The organism is Bacillus sp. SJS (assembly GCF_000732485.2).
In the GTDB taxonomy this organism is placed as follows: Bacteria; Bacillota; Bacilli; order Bacillales; family Bacillaceae; genus Metabacillus_B; species Metabacillus_B sediminis.
Map to the genome: position 1 here is coordinate 1 of NZ_JAQV02000018.1, position 22,144 is coordinate 22,144.

Sequence of the window (22,144 nt, forward strand, 5' to 3'; positions counted from 1 at the left end):
GTTTATACATAAGGGCACCTCCGATAGTTATTGTGTGGTAACTTTAATTTTATCAGAAGGTGTCCTTATATTCTTCATTAAAAAATGAACACTAAACATAAAAAGAGAGGCCGTCGCAAACTTAATTGCGACGGCCTCTCTTATTTACTGAGATTTGTCCCAGCCTCTTTTTGTGTATAAGTTGATCGGAGCTGCAGATTCCGAGTTCTATGTATAAAGAATTTCAATATACGAAGAGATCAGCAGAATCGTAACAAGGACATTAATCATACGAAACACTCTCGTTTGACGGTCTTCAGGAATCTCACGAACTAAACAAAGCCTGTTCGTTAAAGTGTTGATGTAAAACAGAATGAAGACAGCAAAGAAAATGAACAAGATGATCACATGAGATCCCCCTTTCCTTACTGATACATATAAGATTACCAAATATTCGCTGAAAAAGATAGGAAAATGCCGGCACTCGCACGTGTTCTTCCAAAAGAAAAGAAGGAACCGTTATTTGCGGGTTTCCTTCTTTATTTTACAGCTTGTTTTCTATTAATATCTCTAATGCATTTCGGTCCTCTTCAACAATGCATGTTCTTGGTGCAGCTATAACTTGTCGGGCGTATATTAAATCCGGAACACACCAGCCGATGTGGAGGGCTGCAGCCAGGCAGAAGTAGTGTACGTATTCCGGCATTAGGATGCTTGCCTGAATACTCGCTGCCGTAAAAATAAGGAATGGAGAAAGCAGTGTGGCAAGCATGACTTGCTTAGTAATTCGGGCGCATGGCTTGAGCCGTACAATGGGAATCATTGCTGCATATTCCATTTTCATTTTTGGGATTTTGCCGCAAATCATTAGTGGAAGCGCATGGAGCAGTTTATGCAAAGGCAATATTAGAAATAAAATTGCTGCCAGGTAAAGTATATGTCCTGCAGCAAGCTTCCGGCTGGGGTCTACCAGCGATAGAGGAAGGTATAGGACAATAAAAGCCGTAATTGATGCCATTATAAAATATAGAAAGAGACGCTGAAACCCATAATCTTTTGATAGGTCGATGGTTTTCCAGCAGTTCATATCCGATCACCGTCCCTTGAAAAATAAATCCTTACCTACTGTACTTCCGGCTGAGATAAAAATCAATACGTTTGGAGAAATTGAGTGCAATATTATAAGAAAATCTTTTTCTGAGGAAGCTCTTCCGCTAAAATATGAGTATGTAAGAGAGAGAAAGAAGGGGTTTACGTGGACTCGTTTGAAGAACGGCTGAACCGGATGGAATTTCAGGTTCGTCTTCTTGCCTCATTGATTAAAAAAAATGAGCATCCATTTATGTATATGGTTATAGAAAAACAGCTGTCTGAAAAGGAACATCAGCAGGTTATGGAATTATGTGATAAATTGGATCGGCTTTACCAAAAACAAAAAGCGCAGGGATTTGTCCGTTTTGAAGGACTCCTTACGCTTTTTGTTCAAGAGTTAAATGAGAAGCTGGAGGTGAAGGAAACCGCTCAAGCCCTCTTCAAACAGGGATTATTTTCGCAGTTGATGAGCGATTTCCTGAGTATGTTAAACGATTATTGATTAGCAGCAGCTTTAGGCTGCTCCTCTTCCGTAATTTTCTTCAAGCGTCCATTCTCTTCGCCGAATTCCTTTTCGATATTGCTGAAAGAGCGCTCAAAAATCTCCATAAAGTCATCACCGTAAATGTTTCGGATGATGGCCATCATTTCGATAATCTCCGGGAATTTCCCATACAGATTCTGCAGAGGCATGGCCCCTTTAAATACGGCATTTCGGGTAGGATCATAATCCTCCATTAGCTGCAGAAGAATTCCCTCACCCTTAGGGGTCAGCTCGATGTACGTATTTCTTTTGTCATCCAGCTTTTTGGAGAATTCCAGATAGCCTCTTTCCTCAAGCTTTTTCGAAAAGTTGAAGGCAGTAGAGACATGCATCACTCCGAACTTAGCAATCTCCGAAATGGATGCTCCTTTCAGGTGGTAAGCAATCCAAAGAATGTGGTGTTCGTTTATGTTCAAATCATAAGGCTTGATCCATTGCTGCCAGTCTTTCTCAATTGATTTCCACAAGGCTTTGCTTAACTGAGCGATTCTCTGGCTGAAGAGCAATGCCTCTTTTACCGTGTAATCCTTTTCATTTGTCTTCAAATTCACTCACCTACTTTTCCGCATTTCTAATATTCTCTATTATCCCAAAAAAGTAAAGATTAATAAAGATGTAAATTAACAAAATTTTTAAAAAAATATTTTGAATCCAGTATTGTTATAAAAGAATACGGAAAAAAGGTGCTAAACCGACAAAGTTTGAGCACCTTTTTGTTACAGATATTTCTTATATGGAAATATTCATCAATTTTTAATTGTGTCTTCTAATTGTTTAATTTTTTCTTCAATGGCTTCAATTTCTTTTTGAAGATTCTCACGATGGGGCTCAATTTCTTCCTGGAATTCTTTTAAAGAGGTTTGAAGTTCTGTAGATACCTCTTTAATAACGTCTGCACTTTCCTTAGCAGCCTGAACCACCTGCTCCTTTAGGGCAATGCTTTCTTCTTTTAGCTGATTGATCGTATCCAGCATGCGATCTTTGCTGTCTTTAATTTGTCCTCGTAAATCTCTGCCGGAAGATGGGGCTGAAAGCAAAGCTGCTGCGCCGCCAGCAACGGTTCCGGCTAGAAGTCCAAGTAGTATGGATTTGGCTTTTGACATTAACTCATCACTCCCGTTCTCCGTTCTCTTAACACATTCAACATCATCATGAAGAAATCCTTCTTTACATGATACCCGTCATACGGGGACTTAAACGAAAATTCTTTCAAAGAAGAAGGACAGAATTCACAGCCAAAATCAAACATGTCTCATAGCGCGGATTTTATGGCATATACATAAGCGTAAAAGGAGGAGAATGGGATGTATGCTGGGGATACTATTCTACTTAATAAGTCTTGTTTTCTTATTGGTTTCTTTGCATTATATGAGGCAGGCGCAGCAGGCCGCTTCCTATCCGCCTAAATGGATACTCAAACAAAGGGCTATGATTATGGCTGGAGGAGCGGGGGTTACGCTGCTGGTTGGGATCATGCTGTCCTTGCTGCATTGACATAAAGAAAGGGACTGGCCGCAGTGGGTCAGTCCCTTTTAAGTTAAGCTGAAATTGGCTTTGATCGTTTATGAATGGATGTAACAATCGGGTAAATCAAGCTGATTGCAATCGTATTGAGTGCTGTGGCTGGAAGAACCACTGTAATAAACAGAGCGGTAAATCCGCCAGGAAGCCCAACGATCAGCAGCGCGCTTCCAAGGAAAATAACTCCTGAAAGGATTGTTCCGGCTGCAGTAAGGATGGATACTGTTGCAAGTTTAGAAGCCAGTTTGCCAGCCACTGTCAGCAGCAGGAAGAATGCCAGTGCTGTAAGGGGCTTGTCAACGATGTTCGGCAGCTGTCCGCCTGGGAATCCAGTCGTCAAGGCTGATAATATACCCGTTAATACTCCCAATAATAGTGTGTTTTTAAGGGTTGGAAAAAGGGCAATTCCCAAAAACATCATCGTCAGCATCATGTCCGGCTTCATTCCAAGGAATATAGGCGGGATAATACTGTGCAAAGCAAGGCCAATGGCAACAAACAGCGACATTGTAACAAGTTCTCTCGTTTTCATAACTCAACTCTCCTCTTCTTGGCTCAAAAGTATGCTTTCCAATGGTGAACTATTTTCCCATTGCAAAAGCGGTTAAATAGATTATAACAGGGGCCGCTCTTATTGAAAAGTAAAAGAACGGGCAGGATGATTTTTCCTGTAGCTGTTCATAAATTCGGCCAGCTTTTCACATGCTTCATAGGGGACTGCATTATAGATGGAGGCGCGGCAGCCTCCGATACTGCGGTGTCCGTTCAAACCGATAAATCCATGCTCGGAAGCTTTTGCAAGAAAATCCTTTTCGAGATCCTGATCAGGAAGAGTAAAGGTCACGTTCATATAGCTCTCGCTTCCATTAAGGGCATGCCCTCTGTAAAAGCCTTCGCTGCTCTCAATTGAATCATAAAGAAGAGCTGATTTTTCCTTGTTCTTCCTTTCGAGGCCTGCGGTGCCGCCTTGTTCCTCTGCCCATTCCAATACAAGTCCGAGCATATAAATCGCAAAAGTCGGCGGTGTATTATAAAGAGAATCAGCGGAAGCGTGAGTGTTGTAATCCAGAAATTTAGACAGGCTGTTTGTGCTCTGGCTTAGCCACTGTTTATTCGCGATGATGACGGTCACTCCAGAAGGACCGAGATTTTTTTGAGCACCGGCGTAGATGAGACCGAACTTCCCTGTATCCACTGGACGGGACAGAATATCACTCGACATATCCGCAACAAGAGGAACGTTTGTGTCAGGGAACTCATGCCACTGCGTTCCATAGATGGTGTTGTTGGATGTAATGTGAAGGTAGGCAAGATCTTTCTCATCACCCCATTCAGAACGGGAAGGAATGGAACGGTACAAACTTTCTTTTGAAGAAGCGATTACTATTGTCTTGCCTATCTTTTCGGCTTCTTTCAATGCTTTCTCCGACCATGAACCAGTCAATATGTAGCCCGCGGTTTCATTCTTTTTTAGAAAATTAATCGGAACCATTGAAAATTGAAGACTTGCTCCCCCTTGGAGGAACAGGATCTCATGTGTATCCGGAACATTCATCAGGTTTTTTAAACGTGCTTTCGCCCCGCTATGGACTGCATCATAATGCTTGCCTCTGTGACTCATTTCCATGATTGACATACCGGTGCCCTGGTAATTAACGAATTCCTTTTGTGCTTTTTCAAGTACTGGCAGCGGCAAGGCAGCAGGACCTGCGCTGAAATTCAAAGCTCTCACCATTTGTATAGCCCCCTAAAGCGTTAATTGAATAAATTAGTTTTATGGTATCACAAATAACTGAGAGTTTTGAATATTAATTGTTTTTTGTGCTTTGCGAAGACAGCAAAAAACAGCCCAATGAAGAGCTGTTCTATAAATAACTTATACGTTTATTCCATCACGAATTTGTGATGCGATTTCCTGAAGTTTTTCTGGAGTGTAGTCATTCGTATGAGTTTTCCATACTGCCCCAAACCCATCTCCTTTTCCATAGCGCGGGAGGATGTGCATGTGATAGTGAAAGACGGACTGTCCAGCAGCTTCACCGTTATTGTTAAGCAAATTTAATCCTTCAGGCTGAAATTGTTCTTTAATGGAGCGTGTAATAGCAGGGATTGCTTCAAAGAAATGACGAGAAATTTCAGGTGTCATTTCATAAATGTTTTCTTTATGTATTTTAGGAACAACAAGAGTGTGACCTTTCGTCACCTGGCTGATATCCAGAAAAGCAAGAACATGTTCATTTTCAAAAACTTTCGCTCCGGGAATTTCTCCGTTAATAATTTTGCAGAATATACAGCTCATCGAATCATTCCTTCCATAGGACTTGTTTAAGGGTAGTTTATCATAATGGAAAGACAGAGTGAAACTTCAGCGGGGTGTTTATCGTATATGAACAGAGCAGTGAAATAGGAGAGGAAGATTACGCTGATTAAACCATTGGATGTCAAAAAGGCAAACATGATGGCCGAAGAAATTCTCCCTGTGCAGCACCTGGCTTGAGGATGATAAAACGTTGCACAATAGGAAAAGCAGGGCCAAGCCGATCAGCTAGCCCTGCTTAAAGAAGAAGGGAAGGACTCATTTATAACGGTAACATGTCTTCGACAAACACCTCATTTACAGAAGTGACTGGCTTAAATTCGTTTCAATCAGAAATCTGGCCTTTAACAAACACCTCATTTTTAAGCGATGTGCTCGCGGATAAAATCCATGACTTTCCCTCTGGTGAAGTTTTAAGCAAATGCGTCTTTGACAAACACCTCATTCGCAAAAGTAAATGAACTTCCTTCTTCCTTAACTAGAATGTGCAGTTATCCTAATGGTTATGCTTGGATTATTTTAGCAATTAGATGCGCGGCAGCAAGACATGAGTCCTTCTGTTTTGATATGATGGGAACATAAAGTCTTATATATAGAAAGGAATAACGAGATGACACTTTTGCATGTAGATGGCGTAACGGGGGGATATACCCGAATCCCAGTTTTAAAGGATGTTTCGTTTACCTTGGAAAAAGGCCAGATCGTCGGACTGATCGGCTTAAACGGAGCTGGAAAGAGTACAGCAATCAAGCACATAATCGGATTCATGGAGCCCAGGAAAGGCAAAATTTCCATTAATGGGCAAACATTTGATGAAAATCATGAAGCCTATAGGCAGCAATTTACATTTATCCCTGAAACGCCGATTCTTTATGAAGAAATGACGCTGCATGAGCACCTTGAACTCACGGCGATGGCATACGGTCTTTCTAAAACGGAATTTGATGCAAGACTCACGCCGCTAATCAAAGAATTCAGGATGGAAAAAAGGCTGAAATGGTTTCCGGCTCACTTTTCAAAAGGAATGAAGCAGAAGGTAATGATCATGTGTGCCTTCCTGGTGGAGCCTGAGCTCTATATAATCGACGAGCCGTTTGTTGGTCTGGACCCGCTCGCAATCAATTCATTGCTTGAGCAGATGAACACGGCTAAAAAAAGGGGAGCGGGCATCCTCATGTCCACACATATTTTGGCAACAGCAGAACGATACTGTGATGCCTTTATTATTTTACATAACGGAGAAGTCCGTGCAAAAGGGACGCTTAGTGATTTGCAGAGAGAGTTTGGAATGACCGGAGCCAATCTTGATGACTTATACATTGAGCTGACAAAGGAAGAAGAATATGAAGAACGTTCTTGACCTTTGGGGTGCCCGTCTTGAGGAGCACATTAAAGAAATCCGCTCTTATCTAAAATACATGCTGAATGACCATCTGCTCATTGTTATGATATTCCTTCTCGCTGGGGGCGCATTAGGCTACCAATCATGGCTGAAGCAGCTTCCTGATGATTTTCCTGCCGAGATCATCATCTCGATTGTATTCGGGGCATTGCTAATTTTCTCAAGCGTGAGAACACTGTTTAAGGAAGCAGATCTTGTCTTCCTGCTGCCGCTTGAAAAGGAAATGGAGAAATATTTAAAGAAGGCAAAGCAGTTCAGTTATTTTCAGTCACTGCTGCCGCTGATCATTGTGTATCTTCTGCTTGGTCCGCTTTATCTGGCAGTATCGAATGATGGAATGGTTTATATGTACACAGGGATTTTGCTCCTCATCCTGAATTATGTGAATATGGAATGTGATTGGTATGTTTATTTTTCCCAAGAGAATTCGTCCGCTCTATGGGATCGTGCGGTGCGGTTTGCATTGAATACGGTGCTGCTGTTTTTTGCGCTCTCTCAGATGCCTGTTTATGCATTGATTGTAGCTGTGCTGATTGCTCTGTTTGTGCTCTATTTTAAACGGATTTCAAAAGGGAAAGGTCTGAAATGGGATCGCCTCATCCGTTCTGAAAACCGTAAAAAGCAATCATTCTACAGGCTTGCCAATCTTTTCACAGATGTGCCGAAGCTGAAAAAAGAGGCGCACAGGAGAGCGTACCTGGATTGGATATTGAATACTATTCGCTATGGAAAAGAACATGTCTATATGTACATGTTTGCCAGAGCTTTTATTAGGGGCACCGACTATCTCGGAATCTTTTTCAGGCTGACGGTTATATCCGGTCTTATTTTGGGCTTTGTGGAAATGAGTGTAACCGGTGCGGTTCTTCTAACGGCTGGAACGATCTTTTTAACAGGCGTTCAGCTGATTGTGCTCGTTCGGCATTTTGATATGCTTTCCGTGCCGGACCTATATCCTGTAGCTGAAGAAAGCAAAAGTAAAAGCTTTCTTGCTTTGCTGAGGAATATCCTGTTTGTTCAGGGGCTGATTCTGGGAGCCGTTCTTTTAATGAAAATGGAATGGATTGAGGGAGCAGCCGCTATTGGTGGGGGCATCGTTTTCGTCTTAATTTTCGTAAACGCTTATGCAAGGAAACGAATGGATAAGATGTACAGGGGGTAACAGCCATGAGCTACGAAAAAGAAGTTCTGGAGGAAGTCCTGCTCTGGAAGAAGAAATTTTCGAAACGTCCGGCATTCCTGCAAAGAAAATCAAAGGACATTCAAGCATACGTGACTGCCCGCATACCCGGAAAAATACATGATGCCCTGACAGAAAGTATCCGGCTTATGACAGAAATGACGATAAAAGGTTCCCAATGGACCAATATAGAAGTGCCGAACCTCGCAACTCTTAAGGAAAAAGATGATGCCGTCCGGTCGCTTCTATCCACGTATAAAAAAGCAGCGGCGCTTGAAGGAGCAGCAACAGGTGCGGGAGGATTCGCAGCGGGTATGGCCGATTTCCCTCTGCTGCTCGGCATTAAAATGAAATTTTTATACGAAGCAGCGAGCATCTATGGTTTTTCACCGAAAAACCTGCAGGAGAGGGTCTGTATTTTAATGGTTTTCCAGCTTGCCTTTTCAAGTGAACCTGTGAGGGAGAAAACGCTCAGTATACTGGAACGGTGGGAGACACAGCCTCTGCCTGTAGAAGATATGAACTGGCGTGAATTTCAGCAGGAATACCGGGATCATATAGATTTGGCTAAAATGCTTCAGCTCGTTCCTGGAATAGGAGCAGCAGTTGGAGGTACTGTAAATTACAGACTGCTCGACAAGCTTGGAGAAACCGCGATGAAGGTTTATCAGATGAGAATTTTGACTAACGGTGATTTGAATTAATCGATTAAAATAGAAGCGCCTGCCTCTTTCCGGCAGGCGCTTTCGTTTATTTGAATGCTGCACTTTCAGTACTAGTCTGATCGGCTGCTGCATGCTCATAATTCACAAAAAGAGAGGCAAAGGTCTTTGCTGCAATCAGCATGGCCTTTTCATCAAAATCAAATTTGGGGTGATGATGAGGCTGGGCTGCTTCTGGATCCGCCGGCATTGCTCCTGTGAAGAAGAAGCTGCCTTTCCGATCCTGAAGATAATAAGCAAAATCCTCCCCTCCCATTTGCAGGGGACTTTCCTCAACATTGTTTACACCGGGAATGCCGCCTGCGATTTCTTTCACAAACAGAGTTTCTTTCTCATGGTTGACGACAGCCGGATATCCCCTGTCATAGAGGCATGTATAATCTGCATCATAAAGCATGCATGCCGCCTTTACGGCCCGTTCAACTTCCTGCTCCGCCTGGTCTCTTACTTCTTCCTTAAAGGTTCTGGCTGTACCGATCAATTTTGCTGTATCCGCAATTATGTTAAAGGCATTTTCCGCTTTAAACGTGCCCACTGATACGACGGCCGCTTCAACAGGATCCACTTTTCTGCTGACAATCTGCTGCAGGTTTAAAATCACCTGAGAACCAATCACAATGGCATCCTTTGTTAGGTGGGGCTGTGCGCCGTGACCGCCCTTTCCTTTTATCACAATCTCAAAACGGTCAGCAGCGGCCATAATGGGTCCGGTACGGTATTGGATCGTTCCAAGAGGGGCTATGGACCAAAGATGAGTGCCGAACACGGCATCGGCACCTTCCAGACATCCCGCCTCTATCATGCTTTTTGCTCCGCCCGGCGCATATTCCTCTGCATGCTGATGAATAAGAAGAATATTCCCGCTTAACTGTTCCTGATGCTTCAGCATGACCTTTGCAAAAACAAGGAGCAGTGCGGTATGTCCGTCATGGCCGCACGCATGCATGACACCTGGAACGGTTGATTTGTAAGGAACCGATTTTTCATCGTGAATGGGAAGTGCATCAAAATCTGCACGGAAAGCTACTGTTTTCCCTGGTTTACCGCCTTTAATTAATGCAGTCAGACCATTGCCTCCCACTTTATCCTTTACTTCAACTCCAAGGCGTTCATAGTAGTCCTTAATAAAGGCAGCAGTTTTATATTCTTGGAACGAAAGCTCCGGATGCTGATGTAAATGCCTGCGGATCTCAACCATTTCTTCATAGTATCCGTCCAATTCCCCGTAAATTTCTGTAAGCATAAAACTCCCCCTATGTAAGATTTTACTATTCATGTTATAGAAAAAATCGGAAAATTACAACAATTAAAGACCCTAATCTCTAACTACAAAGTCTTTGTTAATGATCTTCTATATTAAAACTAAAAAAATTCTTGTACTAAAACACTATAACTTTATTGTCAATGCAATCAAATAATGGTATTATTTTAAATTCAAGGAAAAAATAGGGGGATTTTTAATTGTTTAGAAAATTGTCAAGTAATGCGTTTTTTTATGCGGTATTCTCATTCTTATTGATTTTTAGTTTTTCAGTGGAAGTTTTTGCAGTAACTGGGAATGGTACGCAAGAAACAGCGAGAAATGGCCACTTAGAAGTTAAAGAAGCTTATTTCTATGATCCCAATAAAGAATTACTAACAGAAGAACAAATAGTTAATAGCGATACTGATCAATACAATGTAACTTTAAGAATATATGACAATAATAAATTAAAATGGGCTGAGGCTGGAGAAAAAGTAGACATTGCATTAAAAGACTTTGATGGAACAGTTTTATTTAAAAAAACATTCTACACAAATAATTCTGGATATGTTTATGGACATATATTAACTAGCGAACTACCAGAAGAATTTTATCTTGATGTTTATATGGAAGCAAAAGTTATAAAAATAAACGGTGTAGCATCAGACGTATACACATCTCCTAATTTTAGTATTGATTTATTAAAAGAGGAACCAATAGATAATGAGCTTGAAGATAATGTCATTCATCCAATTACTCTAAATCCTATTGAAAGAGATAGAATGTTGAAATTAGGATTTAGTGAGAATGAACTGAATACCATAACCCAGGAAGAGTATTCAAATTACATTAATTTGAGCGGGGACCTAGTATCAGTTGAAGACACATATGTTAAAACAATATATAATCAGACTACAGATACTGTTTCTGCTGAAAAGGTTACAGAGCAGCAAGCACTTAATGAACTTCAAATGGCAACAGCTTCTGCAATTACTTGTAGAAAACCTAATGATTGTGTTCAAAATACAAGTTGGATGAGAATGCGAACTACTGCAAGTAAAACAAAAATTGGAAGCGTGTTAATCAAAAACTCTTTCCAATGGTTAAAAAACCCTAATTTTACTATGACCGATGCAGTTGCTCTGACTCACTCTACAAGCGTTGCTAAGATTCCTAGTTCTGTTAAATTTTCCTACAAATACACTGATACTAGAGGGGTTCACTCGGTTAAGCCAAAGCAGATAATTGTTGATCCTGTAGGTATGGCAGCCACATTTAATCTTAAAACATATGGCTCTAATACTGCACCCCGTAACCATAATGGTTATATATCTTATGAAGTCTTACCACAAAATAAGTATGACGTAAAAGCAAATGTATATGGTCATTATACACATACAGAAATTTCTATTCTGGGTATAGGACTTTCAGTAGCTCTTAAATCAGGAAGTATGAGTATTACTGGTGTAGCTAAAACCACTAAAATGCCTGATACCTATATTCTCTTTAACTGGTAATGGTAAATGTGTACATGGAGGAAATATTATGAAGTCAATAATAAAAAGCATCTGCTTAGGAATGCTTTTCAGTTTAATCATATTCTTTATAGTTTTTTCTATATTAGATAATAACCTTATAGTGGGATTGTTATTAATATCTCTTTTGTTAGGAACAGTAATTGGCTTATTAGTAGCTATTTATAAAAAGGTATCCATTATAGTAGATAGAAGAAATGAAAATTAATTATGAATAGCGAAAGTGGGGCTCTCTTGAAAAGAGAGCCCCTTTTTACGTTCTTAGAAAAATTGCTAGTAACCTTCTCTATTGTATAGACAGTTCTTGATATATCGCCTATCTTCCATATTATTTGATCAAAAGTTACCGTGAAATGAATCGATAGTTCCCAAATAAGCACATATAAACCATGCAAAACGATAAGCTCTACCCCAATGCAATCACTCCCAATAAAGGCTGCAATACACCTTACGCAAACAGCACAATTGGGTGACGCAATAAGAATTGACATGAAAAAAGGGGAAAATGGCGGAATTTTGTCATTTCCTAAGAAATAACCAAAAACCAAACAATATACTGTCAAATTAAGCCGGGCATGTTATAGTGATTTTTGAATAAAAAAAGGATCCGAATCCCGGATCCTCTTCCTTATTTGATTACTTGATACGTTGTTACATAGGACGGGCGGGGGAAGATGGATTTCTGATCAACGCCATCGCTCGTGCCTCTTTTTTTATGAGCATGCTCATAAGCTTTCGACTGCTGCCAATTTTTGAAGGATGCTTCATCCTCCCATAATGTCAGGATCACGTAAGTGTCATCGCGCATTGGACGAAGCACTCTGATTGCCGCAAAACCCGGCTCGCTTTCAATCATTCTTGCTCTTTCGCTAAATCGCTGTTCGAAGAGCGGTTTTCCTTCTTCCGTAACCGGAATGTTGTTCAGTACCGCAAAGCCTGCCCGTTCGAATGAACCGGTAGAATCCAGGACCTCATACTTTTTAGGTTCCTTCAGCACTGTCTCTCCGTCCGTTTCGTGAATCAGCATCGCATTGTCATCCGTATGCATAAGCAGCATGCTTTCATGCGAATTCGATTTTACAATACCTTCTAAATAATCAGCCGTTCCAAATGTCATGTACAAGTTCATCTGAATCACCTCGTTATTAATTATAAACTTTTAATGGGGTTTGAAAACCAATATGCCGCGTGGAGCGATTTGAAAAACGATTCTGCGTACATATTAATACCTTTAATTAACAATCCTAAAACATAACAGATTGGCCACATAATGGATCGGGGTGAAATAATGAAGCGTCTAATCGTAAGGGCAGGTACTGCAGCAGCCATTTTAATAGTTATTTCCATCGCCGGATACTTATTTATCCTGCTCGCCGGCAGTGCAATGATGGACGAGAAGAAGCTGGTTCTCCCATCAGCTACGAGGCTTGTAGATATGAATGGAAAGGAAATCACCCGGCTGTATGAGCAGAATCGGGAAATTGTCTCCATTAATGAGGTTCCGGAGCATGTTCAGCAGGCTTTTATTGCCGTAGAGGACCGCAGATTTTATGAGCATAGCGGGATTGATTTGAAATCAATCGGACGAGCTGTTTACAAGGATCTTACCGCAGGAAGCAAGGTAGAGGGCGGAAGTACGATAACACAGCAGCTCGCAAAAAATAGTTTTTTATCAAGGGAAAAGTCATGGCTTCGAAAAACGAAAGAAGCGATGATCGCCATAAATCTCGAAAATAAATACAGCAAGGAAAAGCTGCTGGAAATGTATTTAAATCAGCTGTATTTCGGTCACGGAGCCTATGGTGTCGAAGCTGCTTCCCGGTATTTTTTCCAGAAGAACGTGTCCGAGCTGACCGTTGCCGAAGGAGCCATGCTCGCCTCCCTACCGAAGGCGCCGTCCTCATATTCTCCCATTTTACACCCCGTAAAATCGAAAGAACGAAGAGATACAGTTCTTTCATTAATGCAGGAACAAGGTTATTTGACAGCTGAAGATACAGTCAGACTTCAAGGACAAACCCTTGCACTCAATCTCAGCAAAAAAATGGATCATCCCTGGCTTTACAGCTATGTCGACCTCGTCATGGATGAAGCTGAGAAATCGTACTCCATCTCCAACCAGGAGCTGTTAAGAGGAGGATATACCATCCAGGTTCCTCTGCAGCAGGATATTCAAAAAAGAGCGTATGACCTGTTCCAATCGAACAGCTACTTTCCGGGAACCGATCAGCATGCACAAGGGTCCTTTGTATTGCTCGACAACCGTTCAGGAGGCGTTATGGCTGCTATTGGCGGAAGGGACTATACACCTAAAGGGTACAACCGAGTAACTTCGAGAAGACAGCCTGGCTCTACTTTCAAACCGCTCGCAGTCTACGGTCCGTCAATGGAGGAAAAGCTTTATGAACCATATTCCCTGCTCTCTGACTCCTATCAAACCTACGGTGGAAGCTATGCTCCAGAAAATAATGATGACCGTTATTCAGGCCAGGTTACGATGTATGATGCTTTAATCAAATCCAAAAATGCTCCTGCCGTTTGGACAATGAATGAGCTTGGGGTAAATAAGAGCAAGTCCTATCTTGAAAAGCAGGGAGTTCCTGTTCCGGATAACGGACTGGCCATTGCTCTCGGCGGGCTCAAGGAAGGCGTCAATCCTTTGCAGCTCGCCAATGCGTATCGGATTTTTCCGGAGGCAGGAATGTATTCAGAGCCTTATTTTATTGAAAAAATAGAGGACCGTGACAAAAAAGTTATTGCTGAGAAGCAGCAGAAAGAAGTCAGAGTATACTCTGCTCAGACTGCCTGGAATATGACAAGGATGCTGCAGCATGTTGTTTCGGAAGGGACAGCCAAAAGCGGCAGCTACCCAGGAGAATTGGCGGGCAAAACAGGGACGACCTCTTATCCAGAACCAGCAGGGGCGGTCATGGATGCCTGGTTTGCAGGGTATACACCGGATGTAACCGGTGCTTTATGGATGGGCTACGATCAAACTTCCAAGGATAAGCATCTAACAGGCGGGAGTGCCTATCCCGCCAGGCTGTTCAAGAAAATTTTGAATGAATCGGAAACCGTACAGAAAACGGCCTTTGCTGTTCCCAAGGGAGCGGATGATCTCGAAAGCCCAATCCGATTAAAGCCGCTGGAACAGGTTGACGCGGATTTTGCTTTTAACCCGCTGGGACTCGTTACGGTTTCGTTAAAATGGAAAAAGCAGGAGGACCCGCGTGTAGAGTACAGAATCTATGAGAAATCCGGAGAGAATGAGAAGCTGATTGGGAGAGTGAAAAATGACAGCAGCTATGAAATCCCATTCAGCAACGTCTTCTCATCAGCATCCTATAAAGTGGTCCCGTTTAATGAGCAGACCAAACAAGAGGGGAAAGGAACCCCATACGCAGAGCCTAAAATCTTTTCGGGCAGGTAAAAACAGGAGCTCCCGGGCTCCTGTTTTTGTTCAATTAACTGGCAGGTTAAATGAATGATTCCTTTAATTTGTTTATTTGTTAAATATTTGGCTTTTTTAAAGAAATATGTTGATTTATTAACACCTGTTGATTGGAGCGGAAGGCGTGAGACTCCAGCGGGAACAGCGGGACAGGTGAGACCCCGCAGTGGCGAAGCCAGGAGGAGGATCACCGCCCGCCCAAGGATAAGCGAACGCCTGCAGCGTAAATCAACAGCCAAGTTCAACTGAGCTCAATATATAAGTCTTGCAAAAACGGCTCCTGTTTTTACGGCGATTTTTTGACAATTACAGTCATCTGCTATACTAATTGAATGATAAAGTTTATATTGTTAACAAATACATACGAGATCAAGTAAGGTGGGAGATTCATGGAGTCTAAACAATTCAATGATGCTTTTTTAAAGGCATGCAGAGGGGAAAAAACAGATCACGTGCCGCTATGGTTTATGAGGCAGGCAGGACGCTCCCAGCCGGAGTACCGCAAGATAAAGGAAAAGTACGGTCTTTTTGAAATTACCCATCAGCCTGAGCTATCCGCCTATGTGACGAGGCTGCCGGTTGAGCAATATAATACAGATGCAGCCATTCTTTATAAAGATATTATGACGCCGCTTCCTGCAATCGGTGTAGATGTAGAAATTAAAACAGGCATTGGTCCTGTAATCAGCAATCCAATCCGGAGCCTTAGTGATGTTGAAAAGCTTGGAGAGATAAATCCGGAGCAGGACATTCCCTATATTCTTGAAACCATCCGGATCCTCACACAGGAACAGCTGAACGTGCCGCTTATCGGTTTTGCAGGAGCGCCATTTACCCTTGCGAGCTACATGATAGAAGGCGGCCCATCAAAAAATTACAATAAAACGAAAGCGTTCATGTACGCAGAACCGAAAGCATGGTTCGCTCTTATGGACAAGCTTGCTGATACGATGATTACGTATGTGGAGTCACAGGTGAAAGCAGGAGCAAAAGCGATCCAAATTTTTGATTCCTGGGTTGGTGCCTTGAATGTGCAGGATTACCGTACCTTTATAAAACCAGTGATGAACCGGATTTTTACAAGCCTGGCACCTCTTAATGTTCCGCTTATTATGTTTGGCGTAGGTGCAAGTCACTTAGCGAAGGAATGGCATGACCTGCCGCTCGATGTAGTGGGTCTTGACTGGAGATTGCCGATTAACGAAGCACGTGCAATGGGTCTGACGAAGACGCTGCAGGGCAATCTGGATCCAGCGATATTGCTTGCTCCGTGGCATGTCATTGAGGAGCGTTTGAAGGAGATCCTGGACGAGGGAATGAAATCCGACAGCTATGTATTTAATCTTGGTCACGGAGTATTCCCGGAAGTTCAGCCGGAAACGTTAAAAAAAGTAGCCTCCTTTGTTCACGAATATTCCGCTTCAAATAAATGATTGAAAAACATTCCAAGAGCATCCCGCTTGGAATGTTTCGGTCTGAAATGGCAAAATGGATACCATAGGGAAAAGGATTGTGTTTCTTTTCACAAAACAGAAGAGGTGCATGAATGATGAAAAAGAAGATGGGACTTCTTGTGATGGCTTACGGAACTCCATATAAAGAAGAGGATATTGAGCGCTATTATACGCATATCCGCCGCGGCAGACCGCCTGCTCCTGAAATGCTGCAGGATTTAAAGGACCGCTATGAAGCAATTGGGGGGATCTCTCCTCTTGCCAAAATCACTCGTGATCAGGCAGAAAAGCTTGAGAAGCACTTAAACAGCATCCAGGATAACATTGAATTTAAAATGTATCTTGGGCTGAAGCATATTGAACCTTTCGTTGAAGATGCAGTAAAGCAAATGCATGAGGATGGCATAACAGAGGCCGTAAGCATTGTTCTGGCTCCGCATTATTCTACCTTCAGCATCAAATCCTATAATGGACGGGCAAAGGAAGAAGCCGAAAAACTTGGCGGGCTTACTATTACTTCTGTTGAAAGCTGGTATCAGGAGCCGAAGTTTATCCGCTATTGGTCGGACAGAGTAAAAGAAACGTTTAATGCCATGTCCGAAGAAGAACGGGCAAAAGCAGTACTGATTGTTTCTGCCCACAGCCTGCCGGAGAAAATTATTGCAGCAGGCGATCCTTATCCGGATCAGCTTAAAGAAACAGCTGAGCTGATTACAGAGGCAGCCGGCGTTGAAAATTATGCCATTGGCTGGCAGAGTGCAGGAAATACCCCGGATCCTTGGATTGGACCGGATGTTCAGGATTTAACACGCGAGCTGTATGAGGAAAAAGGCTTCCGCAGCTTTGTTTATACGCCAGTTGGATTCGTTGCTGATCACCTCGAGGTCCTTTTTGATAATGATTACGAATGCAAGGTTGTAACAGATGAACTAGGTGCTGCCTACTACCGTCCTGAAATGCCGAACGATCAGGCTGAATTTATTGATTGCCTGGCAGCGGTCATAATGAAGCATCTTCAAAAGTAATGTAAAGAAGGCGAAATGATGGAAAAGAAAAAAAGAGTAGCGATCCTCGGCGGAGGGTTGACCGGTTTATCCGCTGCTTACTATCTTCAAAAAGAGCTTCAGGAGGATGTGGAAATCACACTTATTGAAGCAAGTCCGAGGCTCGGGGGGAAGATTCAGACGGTCCAAAAAAATGGATGCATCATTGAAAGAGGACCTGATTCTTTTCTTGAACGAAAGGCAAGCGCACCTCAGCTCGTCCGGGAACTTGGTCTTGAAAACCAGCTGGTCAACAACTCTACCGGCCGTTCATATGTCTTATTGAAGGACGGTCTTCACCCCATTCCTGGCGGAGCTGTTATGGGGATTCCCACACAAGTCCGCCCATTCGTCACATCCGGTCTGTTTTCGTTGTCCGGGAAGCTGAGGGCAGCTGGAGACTTTGTTCTTCCTAAGGGAGAGCATAAAGGTGATCAATCGCTCGGCCAGTTTTTCAGAAGAAGACTCGGGGATGAGGTAGTAGAAAATCTGATCGAGCCGCTTCTTTCAGGCATATACGCCGGAGATATTGATAATCTTAGCCTGATGTCTACGTTTCCGCAGTTTTATAAAACGGAACAGGAGCATAGAAGCCTGATTTTAGGAATGAAAAAATCATTGCCTTCCGCGAGTCAGAAACACGATCCTTCCAGGAAAAAAGGAATATTTCAAACTCTGACCGGTGGACTCCAATCATTGATTGAAGCGCTTGAAAGCAGCCTCAATACAGTCAGCATAATGAAAGGCACTAAGGTAACTGCTCTCAAGAAATCGCCGTCTGGAACTTATACAATCGAGCTTAGCGGGGGAACTGTTATGGACGCGGATGCTGTCATTATGACAATTCCGCATGAATCCGCCGGCATATTGATGAAAGATCGCGAGTTTGATTATTTCAGAACAATGCCGTCTACATCGGTTGCAAACGTAGCGATGATTTTCCCTAAAGAAAACGTTCGAATGCTGAAAGAAGGCACTGGCTTTGTTATATCAAGAAACGGCGGTTATTCCATTACTGCCTGCACATGGACGAATAAGAAATGGCCGCATACAGCACCGGAGGATAAAGTAATTTTGCGGGCGTATGTCGGCAAACCAGGAGATGAAACCATCGTCGATCAAACGGACGAGCAGCTTGTAAACATTGTCCTGGAAGACTTGAAAAAAGCGATGGATATAACCGGATTGCCGGAAGACTACGTCGTAAGCCGCTGGAAGCAGGCGATGCCTCAGTACAATGTCGGCCACCGCGACAATGTTCAGCGAATCTATAATTATGTCAGCCGAGAATATGCTGGTCTTTTCCTTGCAGGTGCTTCCTTTGAGGGGGTTGGACTGCCCGATTGCATCGATCAGGGGAAAGCTGCAGTGAAACAAGTTAAGCAATATTTGTCTTTTTAGAGCCAGCTGAAAAAGCGGCTTTTTTTCTTGGCTAGCCCCTCGGCCGCTTCACCGGTTCAATCAAAGTCAAAAAGCGACTTTGCCTATCCCAGTTTCACCGTCTTTAAGGGAGGCCTGCACGATGCAGGTCAGTTCTGCGTTGCGGCAGGACGCCGAGCTTTTAGCAGAACCTCCTTACGCCGCTTCCACTTTTCTTCTTGCAATCTTTTCTTAAGGAGAGTATATTGAAAGTACTAACTGACTAAAATGTTCATTTGGTCATTTTTAGGGGTGGAATTGGTGAGTGTAGACCGGAAGCAGTTAATTATCGAGGCGGCAACAAAATCCTTTACGCAGTTTGGATACAAAGCAACGACGATGGATCTTGTAGCGAAGCATGCTAATGTAGCAAAAGGAACGATTTATACGTTCTTTAAAAACAAGGAAGAACTGTTTGATGAAATCATTACCACTCTTTTAGCCGAAATCAAGCATGCAGCTGATGAGGCGATCAGTCCGGAATGCAGCTTTTTTGAGAATGCTCACCGTGCACTGTACAGCGTACTTGAGTATCGGAAAAAGCATCAGCTGACGATCAAGATCTTTCAGGAGAGCACCGAGCTCGGTACTCCTGCAGTCCAGGAAGTTGTAGCCCGTCTAGAAGGAATGGTGACCGGCTATATAAAGCAAAAGATTCAAAAGGCGATAGCTAAAGGAGAAATCCGGCCATGCGATCCGGAGCTGACCTCGTTCTTGATGCTGAAGCTTTACATCTCTCTTATTTTTGATTGGGAGAAACATCACGATCCTCTTCCTAAAGAAAAAATAGCCGAACTATTTGAACTTTATTTTCTAAAGGGATTATCCGCTTAGGGTATCCTGTCTTTTTTGCTGAAAAATGACTAAATGAACAAAATAGTCAGATGTACAATACAGGAGGTTTTATACATGTCACTGCTCGCAAAAGAGTGGAAGGCGCTAATTACCAATAAGAAAGTACTGATTCCCGTCATAGCGGTTCTGTTTATCCCCGTCTTGTATGCGGGAATGTTCCTCTGGGCGTTTTGGGATCCATACGAAAATCTGGAAGATCTTCCAGTAGCCGTAGTGAATCAGGATAATGGCGCTGAATATGAAGGTGAAAATCTTCAAGTCGGTAAAGAGCTTGTGGATAATTTAAAAGATAATCCCAAGTTTAAATGGCAATTTGTAGATGAAAAAACAGCAGATCAAGGTCTTAAAGATCAAAAATACTACATGAAAATTGAGATCCCGGATAATTTTTCAGCAAATGCGACAACCTTGCTGGATGATCAGCCGAAAGAGCTTGAAATGAAATATGTTCCGAATGAAGGATTTAACTTCCTTTCTGCCCAAATTGGGAATACAGCAGTGGAACAAATCAAGGAAGAAGTAGCAAATGAAGTAACCAGGACCTATGCCGAAAGCATCTTCGGAAAAATTGGAGAGGTAGCAGACGGACTTGGTGAAGCAAGCGACGGTGCAGCAAAAATTGATTCCGGAACAGGTAAGCTTAAAGACGGATCTGGAAAATTAAAGGAAAATTTAGCGAAGCTTGCAGAAAGCTCCGTTACCTTTAAGGAAGGCTTGCAATCAGCTTCTGACGGTACGACAAAGCTTTCTAAAGGTGCCGCTGATCTTGATAAGGGACTTGGCCAGCTGAACCAAGGATATTCAAAGGTTGAAAACGGCTCAAAGGCTCTTGCGGATGGGAATGCCAAGCTGGCTGCAGGTTCAAATGAACTGTACAGCAAAATGCAGGAACTAAATCAAGGTGTGCCTCAGCTTACGGATGGAACAAAGAGAGTAAGTGAAGGTGCCGCTGCCCTTAACCAGGGATTGACCCAGTTTGATGCCGGACAGCAGGATGCGAAAAAAGGTGCAGAACAGCTTGCAGCTGGCATCGATCAGCTTCAGGCAAACATGAAGCAGCTGGCACCTGTACTTGCAGCTCTTCCGGAAGAGAAGCGAAACGAACTCACTGCTGCGCTTGAACAGCTGAACCAGGGCAGTGATAAACTATCAGCCGGAGTCGGCAAGCTTGCTGAAAATTCAACCGTTATTGCCGGAAAATCTGGTGAGCTTGCTCAGGGAGCTTCTGCTGTTTATGATAATCAGCAAAAGGTTCAAGACGGTGTAAGTAAGCTGACTGAAGGTCAAGGAAAGCTAAACACTGGTTTGACTGATGCTTCCAACGGAGCTAATGAATTCAGCCAGGGCGTAGCATTATTCGGACAAAAATTAGGTGAAGCAAAAGAAGGATCTGCGCAATTGGCAAGCGGAAGCACGGATCTGAATTCCGGAATTTCCAAGCTTTCAGATGGATCTGGACAACTTGAATCCGGAGCAGGCAAGCTTGCAGATGGAGCTTCTGATCTGGATAAAGGGGTCGGCGATCTTTCTGGCGGTACCTCTGAACTCAGCACGGCACTGGCAGATGCTGCAGACCAAACGAAAGATACAAAAGGATCAGACCCGCTTTATGACATGATGGCAAAGCCTGTTGATGTCAAAAACGAAAAGATTAATGAAGTGCCGAACTATGGAACAGGCTTTACGCCTTACTTCCTGTCACTTGGATTATTCGTAGGAGCATTGCTGATCTCCATTGTCTATCCTCTTAGACAATCGGTGGGTGAGCCAAAATCAGCCCTTTCCTGGTTCTTCAGTAAATTTGGCGTATTGCTTGCAGTAGGAATTATTCAGTCCTTAGTGGCAGACGCAGTTCTGCTGATGGGTCTTCAAATTGAAGTGCAGAGTGTTGGTATGTTCATCCTGTTCAGCATCCTGACCAGCTTAACATTCCTTGCACTGATTCAATTCTTTGTCACTTCTCTCGGCGATCCTGGTCGATTTGTAGCCATTATTATTTTGATTTTGCAGCTGACAACCTCAGCAGGAACCTTCCCGCTTGAGCTTATTCCAGAGCCGCTGCAAATCTTTAACTACTGGCTGCCGATGACGTACTCTGTTGCTGGATTTAAAGCCGTTATTTCAAGCGGCGACTTCAGCTACCTTGGTACCCAATCTCTTGTACTGATTGGCATGATGCTGCTTATGATAATTGGTACGATCACTTATATGTTTTTCCAGGTTCGGAAAAACAGACAAGAGGTTTCTGAAGAAGCTCTTTAATAGTGGAAAAACCCCGGTTCCTTTATAAGGACCGGGGTTTTTTAGTTTAATATACTACTTGGCTTTCATAAGCATTGATGTAAGAGATCCAACCTCACTGGCCAGCAGCTCCAGCTGAGATCAGC

The 22,144-nt window shown here is 42.9% G+C and carries 22 protein-coding genes; 13 read left to right on the forward strand and 9 right to left on the reverse strand.

The window, feature by feature from the left end; all coding sequences use genetic code 11:
* Positions 1-207: 207 nt before the first annotated feature.
* Complete coding sequence (locus AS29_RS10095; protein ID WP_035413651.1) at positions 208-387, reverse strand: hypothetical protein; 180 nt, start codon at positions 385-387, stop codon at positions 208-210.
* A gap of 136 nt (positions 388-523) precedes the next feature.
* On the reverse strand, positions 524-1,066 hold the full coding sequence (locus tag AS29_RS10100) for a DUF3267 domain-containing protein (protein ID WP_035413653.1): 543 nt from the start codon (positions 1,064-1,066) through the stop codon (positions 524-526).
* 168 nt (positions 1,067-1,234) lie between these two features.
* On the opposite strand from AS29_RS10100, the gene AS29_RS10105 reads away from it, so the two are divergent.
* Positions 1,235-1,573: a DUF1878 family protein gene (locus AS29_RS10105; protein ID WP_035413656.1), complete on the forward strand. Its 339-nt coding sequence runs from the start codon at positions 1,235-1,237 to the stop codon at positions 1,571-1,573.
* Here AS29_RS10105 and AS29_RS10110 read toward each other — a convergent pair.
* Positions 1,567-2,160, reverse strand: coding sequence for an HTH-type transcriptional regulator Hpr (locus AS29_RS10110; protein ID WP_035413658.1), 594 nt, complete (start codon positions 2,158-2,160; stop codon positions 1,567-1,569). The two genes, AS29_RS10105 and AS29_RS10110, sit on opposite strands and share 7 nt — an antisense overlap.
* Before the next feature lie 201 nt (positions 2,161-2,361).
* A complete protein-coding gene (locus AS29_RS10115; RefSeq protein WP_035413660.1) occupies positions 2,362-2,718 on the reverse strand; it encodes a YtxH domain-containing protein in 357 nt (118 codons plus the stop codon).
* A gap of 205 nt (positions 2,719-2,923) precedes the next feature.
* Between AS29_RS10115 and AS29_RS10120 the strand changes: the two genes are divergently transcribed.
* On the forward strand, positions 2,924-3,109 hold the full coding sequence (locus AS29_RS10120; RefSeq protein WP_051860892.1) for a hypothetical protein: 186 nt from the start codon (positions 2,924-2,926) through the stop codon (positions 3,107-3,109).
* A 43-nt stretch (positions 3,110-3,152) separates the two neighbouring features.
* Here the strand turns inward: AS29_RS10120 and AS29_RS10125 are convergent, their stop codons facing one another.
* The 3 genes from AS29_RS10125 to AS29_RS10135 all read right to left on the reverse strand — a co-directional run bounded on the left by AS29_RS10125 (position 3,153) and on the right by AS29_RS10135 (position 5,435).
* Positions 3,153-3,668 carry a tryptophan transporter gene (locus AS29_RS10125; protein WP_035413664.1) on the reverse strand — a complete coding sequence of 172 codons (516 nt, stop codon included), beginning with the start codon at positions 3,666-3,668 and terminating at the stop codon, positions 3,153-3,155.
* Positions 3,669-3,767: 99 nt separating this feature from the next.
* Complete coding sequence (gene serC, locus AS29_RS10130; RefSeq protein ID WP_035413665.1) at positions 3,768-4,871, reverse strand: 3-phosphoserine/phosphohydroxythreonine transaminase; 1,104 nt, start codon at positions 4,869-4,871, stop codon at positions 3,768-3,770.
* Between the two features lie 141 nt (positions 4,872-5,012).
* Positions 5,013-5,435 carry an HIT family protein gene (locus AS29_RS10135; protein ID WP_035413668.1) on the reverse strand — a complete coding sequence of 141 codons (423 nt, stop codon included), beginning with the start codon at positions 5,433-5,435 and terminating at the stop codon, positions 5,013-5,015.
* A gap of 628 nt (positions 5,436-6,063) precedes the next feature.
* On the opposite strand from AS29_RS10135, the gene AS29_RS10140 reads away from it, so the two are divergent.
* The 3 genes from AS29_RS10140 to AS29_RS10150 are packed head-to-tail and all read left to right on the forward strand — an operon-like array spanning position 6,064 to position 8,739.
* Positions 6,064-6,813, forward strand: coding sequence for an ABC transporter ATP-binding protein (locus tag AS29_RS10140; protein WP_035413670.1), 750 nt, complete (start codon positions 6,064-6,066; stop codon positions 6,811-6,813).
* Positions 6,797-8,017, forward strand: a complete 1,221-nt coding sequence (locus AS29_RS10145) for an ABC transporter permease (RefSeq protein WP_035413672.1) — start codon at positions 6,797-6,799, stop codon at positions 8,015-8,017. The genes AS29_RS10140 and AS29_RS10145 overlap by 17 nt, the downstream gene beginning before the upstream one ends.
* Before the next feature lie 5 nt (positions 8,018-8,022).
* Positions 8,023-8,739, forward strand: a complete 717-nt coding sequence (locus tag AS29_RS10150; RefSeq protein ID WP_035413674.1) for an EcsC family protein — start codon at positions 8,023-8,025, stop codon at positions 8,737-8,739.
* A 46-nt stretch (positions 8,740-8,785) separates the two neighbouring features.
* Here the strand turns inward: AS29_RS10150 and AS29_RS10155 are convergent, their stop codons facing one another.
* Entirely contained in the window at positions 8,786-10,000 is a 1,215-nt protein-coding gene (locus tag AS29_RS10155) for a M20 family metallopeptidase (RefSeq protein WP_035413675.1), read from the reverse strand.
* A 218-nt stretch (positions 10,001-10,218) separates the two neighbouring features.
* On the opposite strand from AS29_RS10155, the gene AS29_RS10160 reads away from it, so the two are divergent.
* Positions 10,219-11,517: a hypothetical protein gene (locus AS29_RS10160; protein ID WP_035413677.1), complete on the forward strand. Its 1,299-nt coding sequence runs from the start codon at positions 10,219-10,221 to the stop codon at positions 11,515-11,517.
* Between the two features lie 646 nt (positions 11,518-12,163).
* Here AS29_RS10160 and AS29_RS10170 read toward each other — a convergent pair.
* Positions 12,164-12,664 (reverse strand): antibiotic biosynthesis monooxygenase family protein, encoded by a 501-nt coding sequence (locus tag AS29_RS10170; protein WP_035413681.1) that lies wholly within the window; start codon positions 12,662-12,664, stop codon positions 12,164-12,166.
* A 159-nt stretch (positions 12,665-12,823) separates the two neighbouring features.
* On the opposite strand from AS29_RS10170, the gene AS29_RS10175 reads away from it, so the two are divergent.
* The 7 genes from AS29_RS10175 (at position 12,824) to AS29_RS10200 (ending at position 22,019) form a co-directional block, all read left to right on the forward strand.
* Complete coding sequence (locus tag AS29_RS10175) at positions 12,824-14,965, forward strand: transglycosylase domain-containing protein (RefSeq protein ID WP_035413683.1); 2,142 nt, start codon at positions 12,824-12,826, stop codon at positions 14,963-14,965.
* Between the two features lie 54 nt (positions 14,966-15,019).
* Positions 15,020-15,235, forward strand: a complete 216-nt coding sequence (locus AS29_RS21355; RefSeq protein WP_156505925.1) for a hypothetical protein — start codon at positions 15,020-15,022, stop codon at positions 15,233-15,235.
* A 140-nt stretch (positions 15,236-15,375) separates the two neighbouring features.
* Positions 15,376-16,419 carry a uroporphyrinogen decarboxylase gene (gene hemE / locus AS29_RS10180; RefSeq protein WP_035413685.1) on the forward strand — a complete coding sequence of 348 codons (1,044 nt, stop codon included), beginning with the start codon at positions 15,376-15,378 and terminating at the stop codon, positions 16,417-16,419.
* A 113-nt stretch (positions 16,420-16,532) separates the two neighbouring features.
* Positions 16,533-17,465: a ferrochelatase gene (gene hemH, locus AS29_RS10185; protein WP_035413687.1), complete on the forward strand. Its 933-nt coding sequence runs from the start codon at positions 16,533-16,535 to the stop codon at positions 17,463-17,465.
* Between the two features lie 15 nt (positions 17,466-17,480).
* Entirely contained in the window at positions 17,481-18,884 is a 1,404-nt protein-coding gene (gene hemY / locus AS29_RS10190) for a protoporphyrinogen oxidase (RefSeq protein ID WP_035413689.1), read from the forward strand.
* Between the two features lie 279 nt (positions 18,885-19,163).
* Positions 19,164-19,736, forward strand: a complete 573-nt coding sequence (locus AS29_RS10195) for a TetR/AcrR family transcriptional regulator (RefSeq protein WP_035413691.1) — start codon at positions 19,164-19,166, stop codon at positions 19,734-19,736.
* A gap of 75 nt (positions 19,737-19,811) precedes the next feature.
* On the forward strand, positions 19,812-22,019 hold the full coding sequence (locus AS29_RS10200) for a YhgE/Pip domain-containing protein (RefSeq protein ID WP_035413693.1): 2,208 nt from the start codon (positions 19,812-19,814) through the stop codon (positions 22,017-22,019).
* Positions 22,020-22,144: the final 125 nt, after the last annotated feature.

What these genes read in the sequence shown, in the direction of transcription:
- AS29_RS10155 (WP_035413675.1), bottom strand. Translation starts at nt 10,000, where the DNA reads ATGCTTACAGAAATTTACGGGGAATTGGACGGATACTATGAAGAAATG.
- AS29_RS10170 (WP_035413681.1), bottom strand. Translation starts at nt 12,664, where the DNA reads ATGAACTTGTACATGACATTTGGAACGGCTGATTATTTAGAAGGTATT.
- serC (WP_035413665.1), bottom strand. Translation starts at nt 4,871, where the DNA reads ATGGTGAGAGCTTTGAATTTCAGCGCAGGTCCTGCTGCCTTGCCGCTG.
- AS29_RS10125 (WP_035413664.1), bottom strand. Translation starts at nt 3,668, where the DNA reads ATGAAAACGAGAGAACTTGTTACAATGTCGCTGTTTGTTGCCATTGGC.
- AS29_RS10145 (WP_035413672.1), top strand. Translation starts at nt 6,797, where the DNA reads ATGAAGAACGTTCTTGACCTTTGGGGTGCCCGTCTTGAGGAGCACATT.
- hemY (WP_035413689.1), top strand. Translation starts at nt 17,481, where the DNA reads ATGATGGAAAAGAAAAAAAGAGTAGCGATCCTCGGCGGAGGGTTGACC.
- hemE (WP_035413685.1), top strand. Translation starts at nt 15,376, where the DNA reads ATGGAGTCTAAACAATTCAATGATGCTTTTTTAAAGGCATGCAGAGGG.
- AS29_RS10140 (WP_035413670.1), top strand. Translation starts at nt 6,064, where the DNA reads ATGACACTTTTGCATGTAGATGGCGTAACGGGGGGATATACCCGAATC.
- hemH (WP_035413687.1), top strand. Translation starts at nt 16,533, where the DNA reads ATGATGAAAAAGAAGATGGGACTTCTTGTGATGGCTTACGGAACTCCA.
- AS29_RS10175 (WP_035413683.1), top strand. Translation starts at nt 12,824, where the DNA reads ATGAAGCGTCTAATCGTAAGGGCAGGTACTGCAGCAGCCATTTTAATA.
- AS29_RS10200 (WP_035413693.1), top strand. Translation starts at nt 19,812, where the DNA reads ATGTCACTGCTCGCAAAAGAGTGGAAGGCGCTAATTACCAATAAGAAA.
- AS29_RS10150 (WP_035413674.1), top strand. Translation starts at nt 8,023, where the DNA reads ATGAGCTACGAAAAAGAAGTTCTGGAGGAAGTCCTGCTCTGGAAGAAG.
- AS29_RS10135 (WP_035413668.1), bottom strand. Translation starts at nt 5,435, where the DNA reads ATGAGCTGTATATTCTGCAAAATTATTAACGGAGAAATTCCCGGAGCG.
- AS29_RS10115 (WP_035413660.1), bottom strand. Translation starts at nt 2,718, where the DNA reads ATGTCAAAAGCCAAATCCATACTACTTGGACTTCTAGCCGGAACCGTT.
- AS29_RS21355 (WP_156505925.1), top strand. Translation starts at nt 15,020, where the DNA reads ATGATTCCTTTAATTTGTTTATTTGTTAAATATTTGGCTTTTTTAAAG.
- AS29_RS10100 (WP_035413653.1), bottom strand. Translation starts at nt 1,066, where the DNA reads ATGAACTGCTGGAAAACCATCGACCTATCAAAAGATTATGGGTTTCAG.
- AS29_RS10120 (WP_051860892.1), top strand. Translation starts at nt 2,924, where the DNA reads ATGCTGGGGATACTATTCTACTTAATAAGTCTTGTTTTCTTATTGGTT.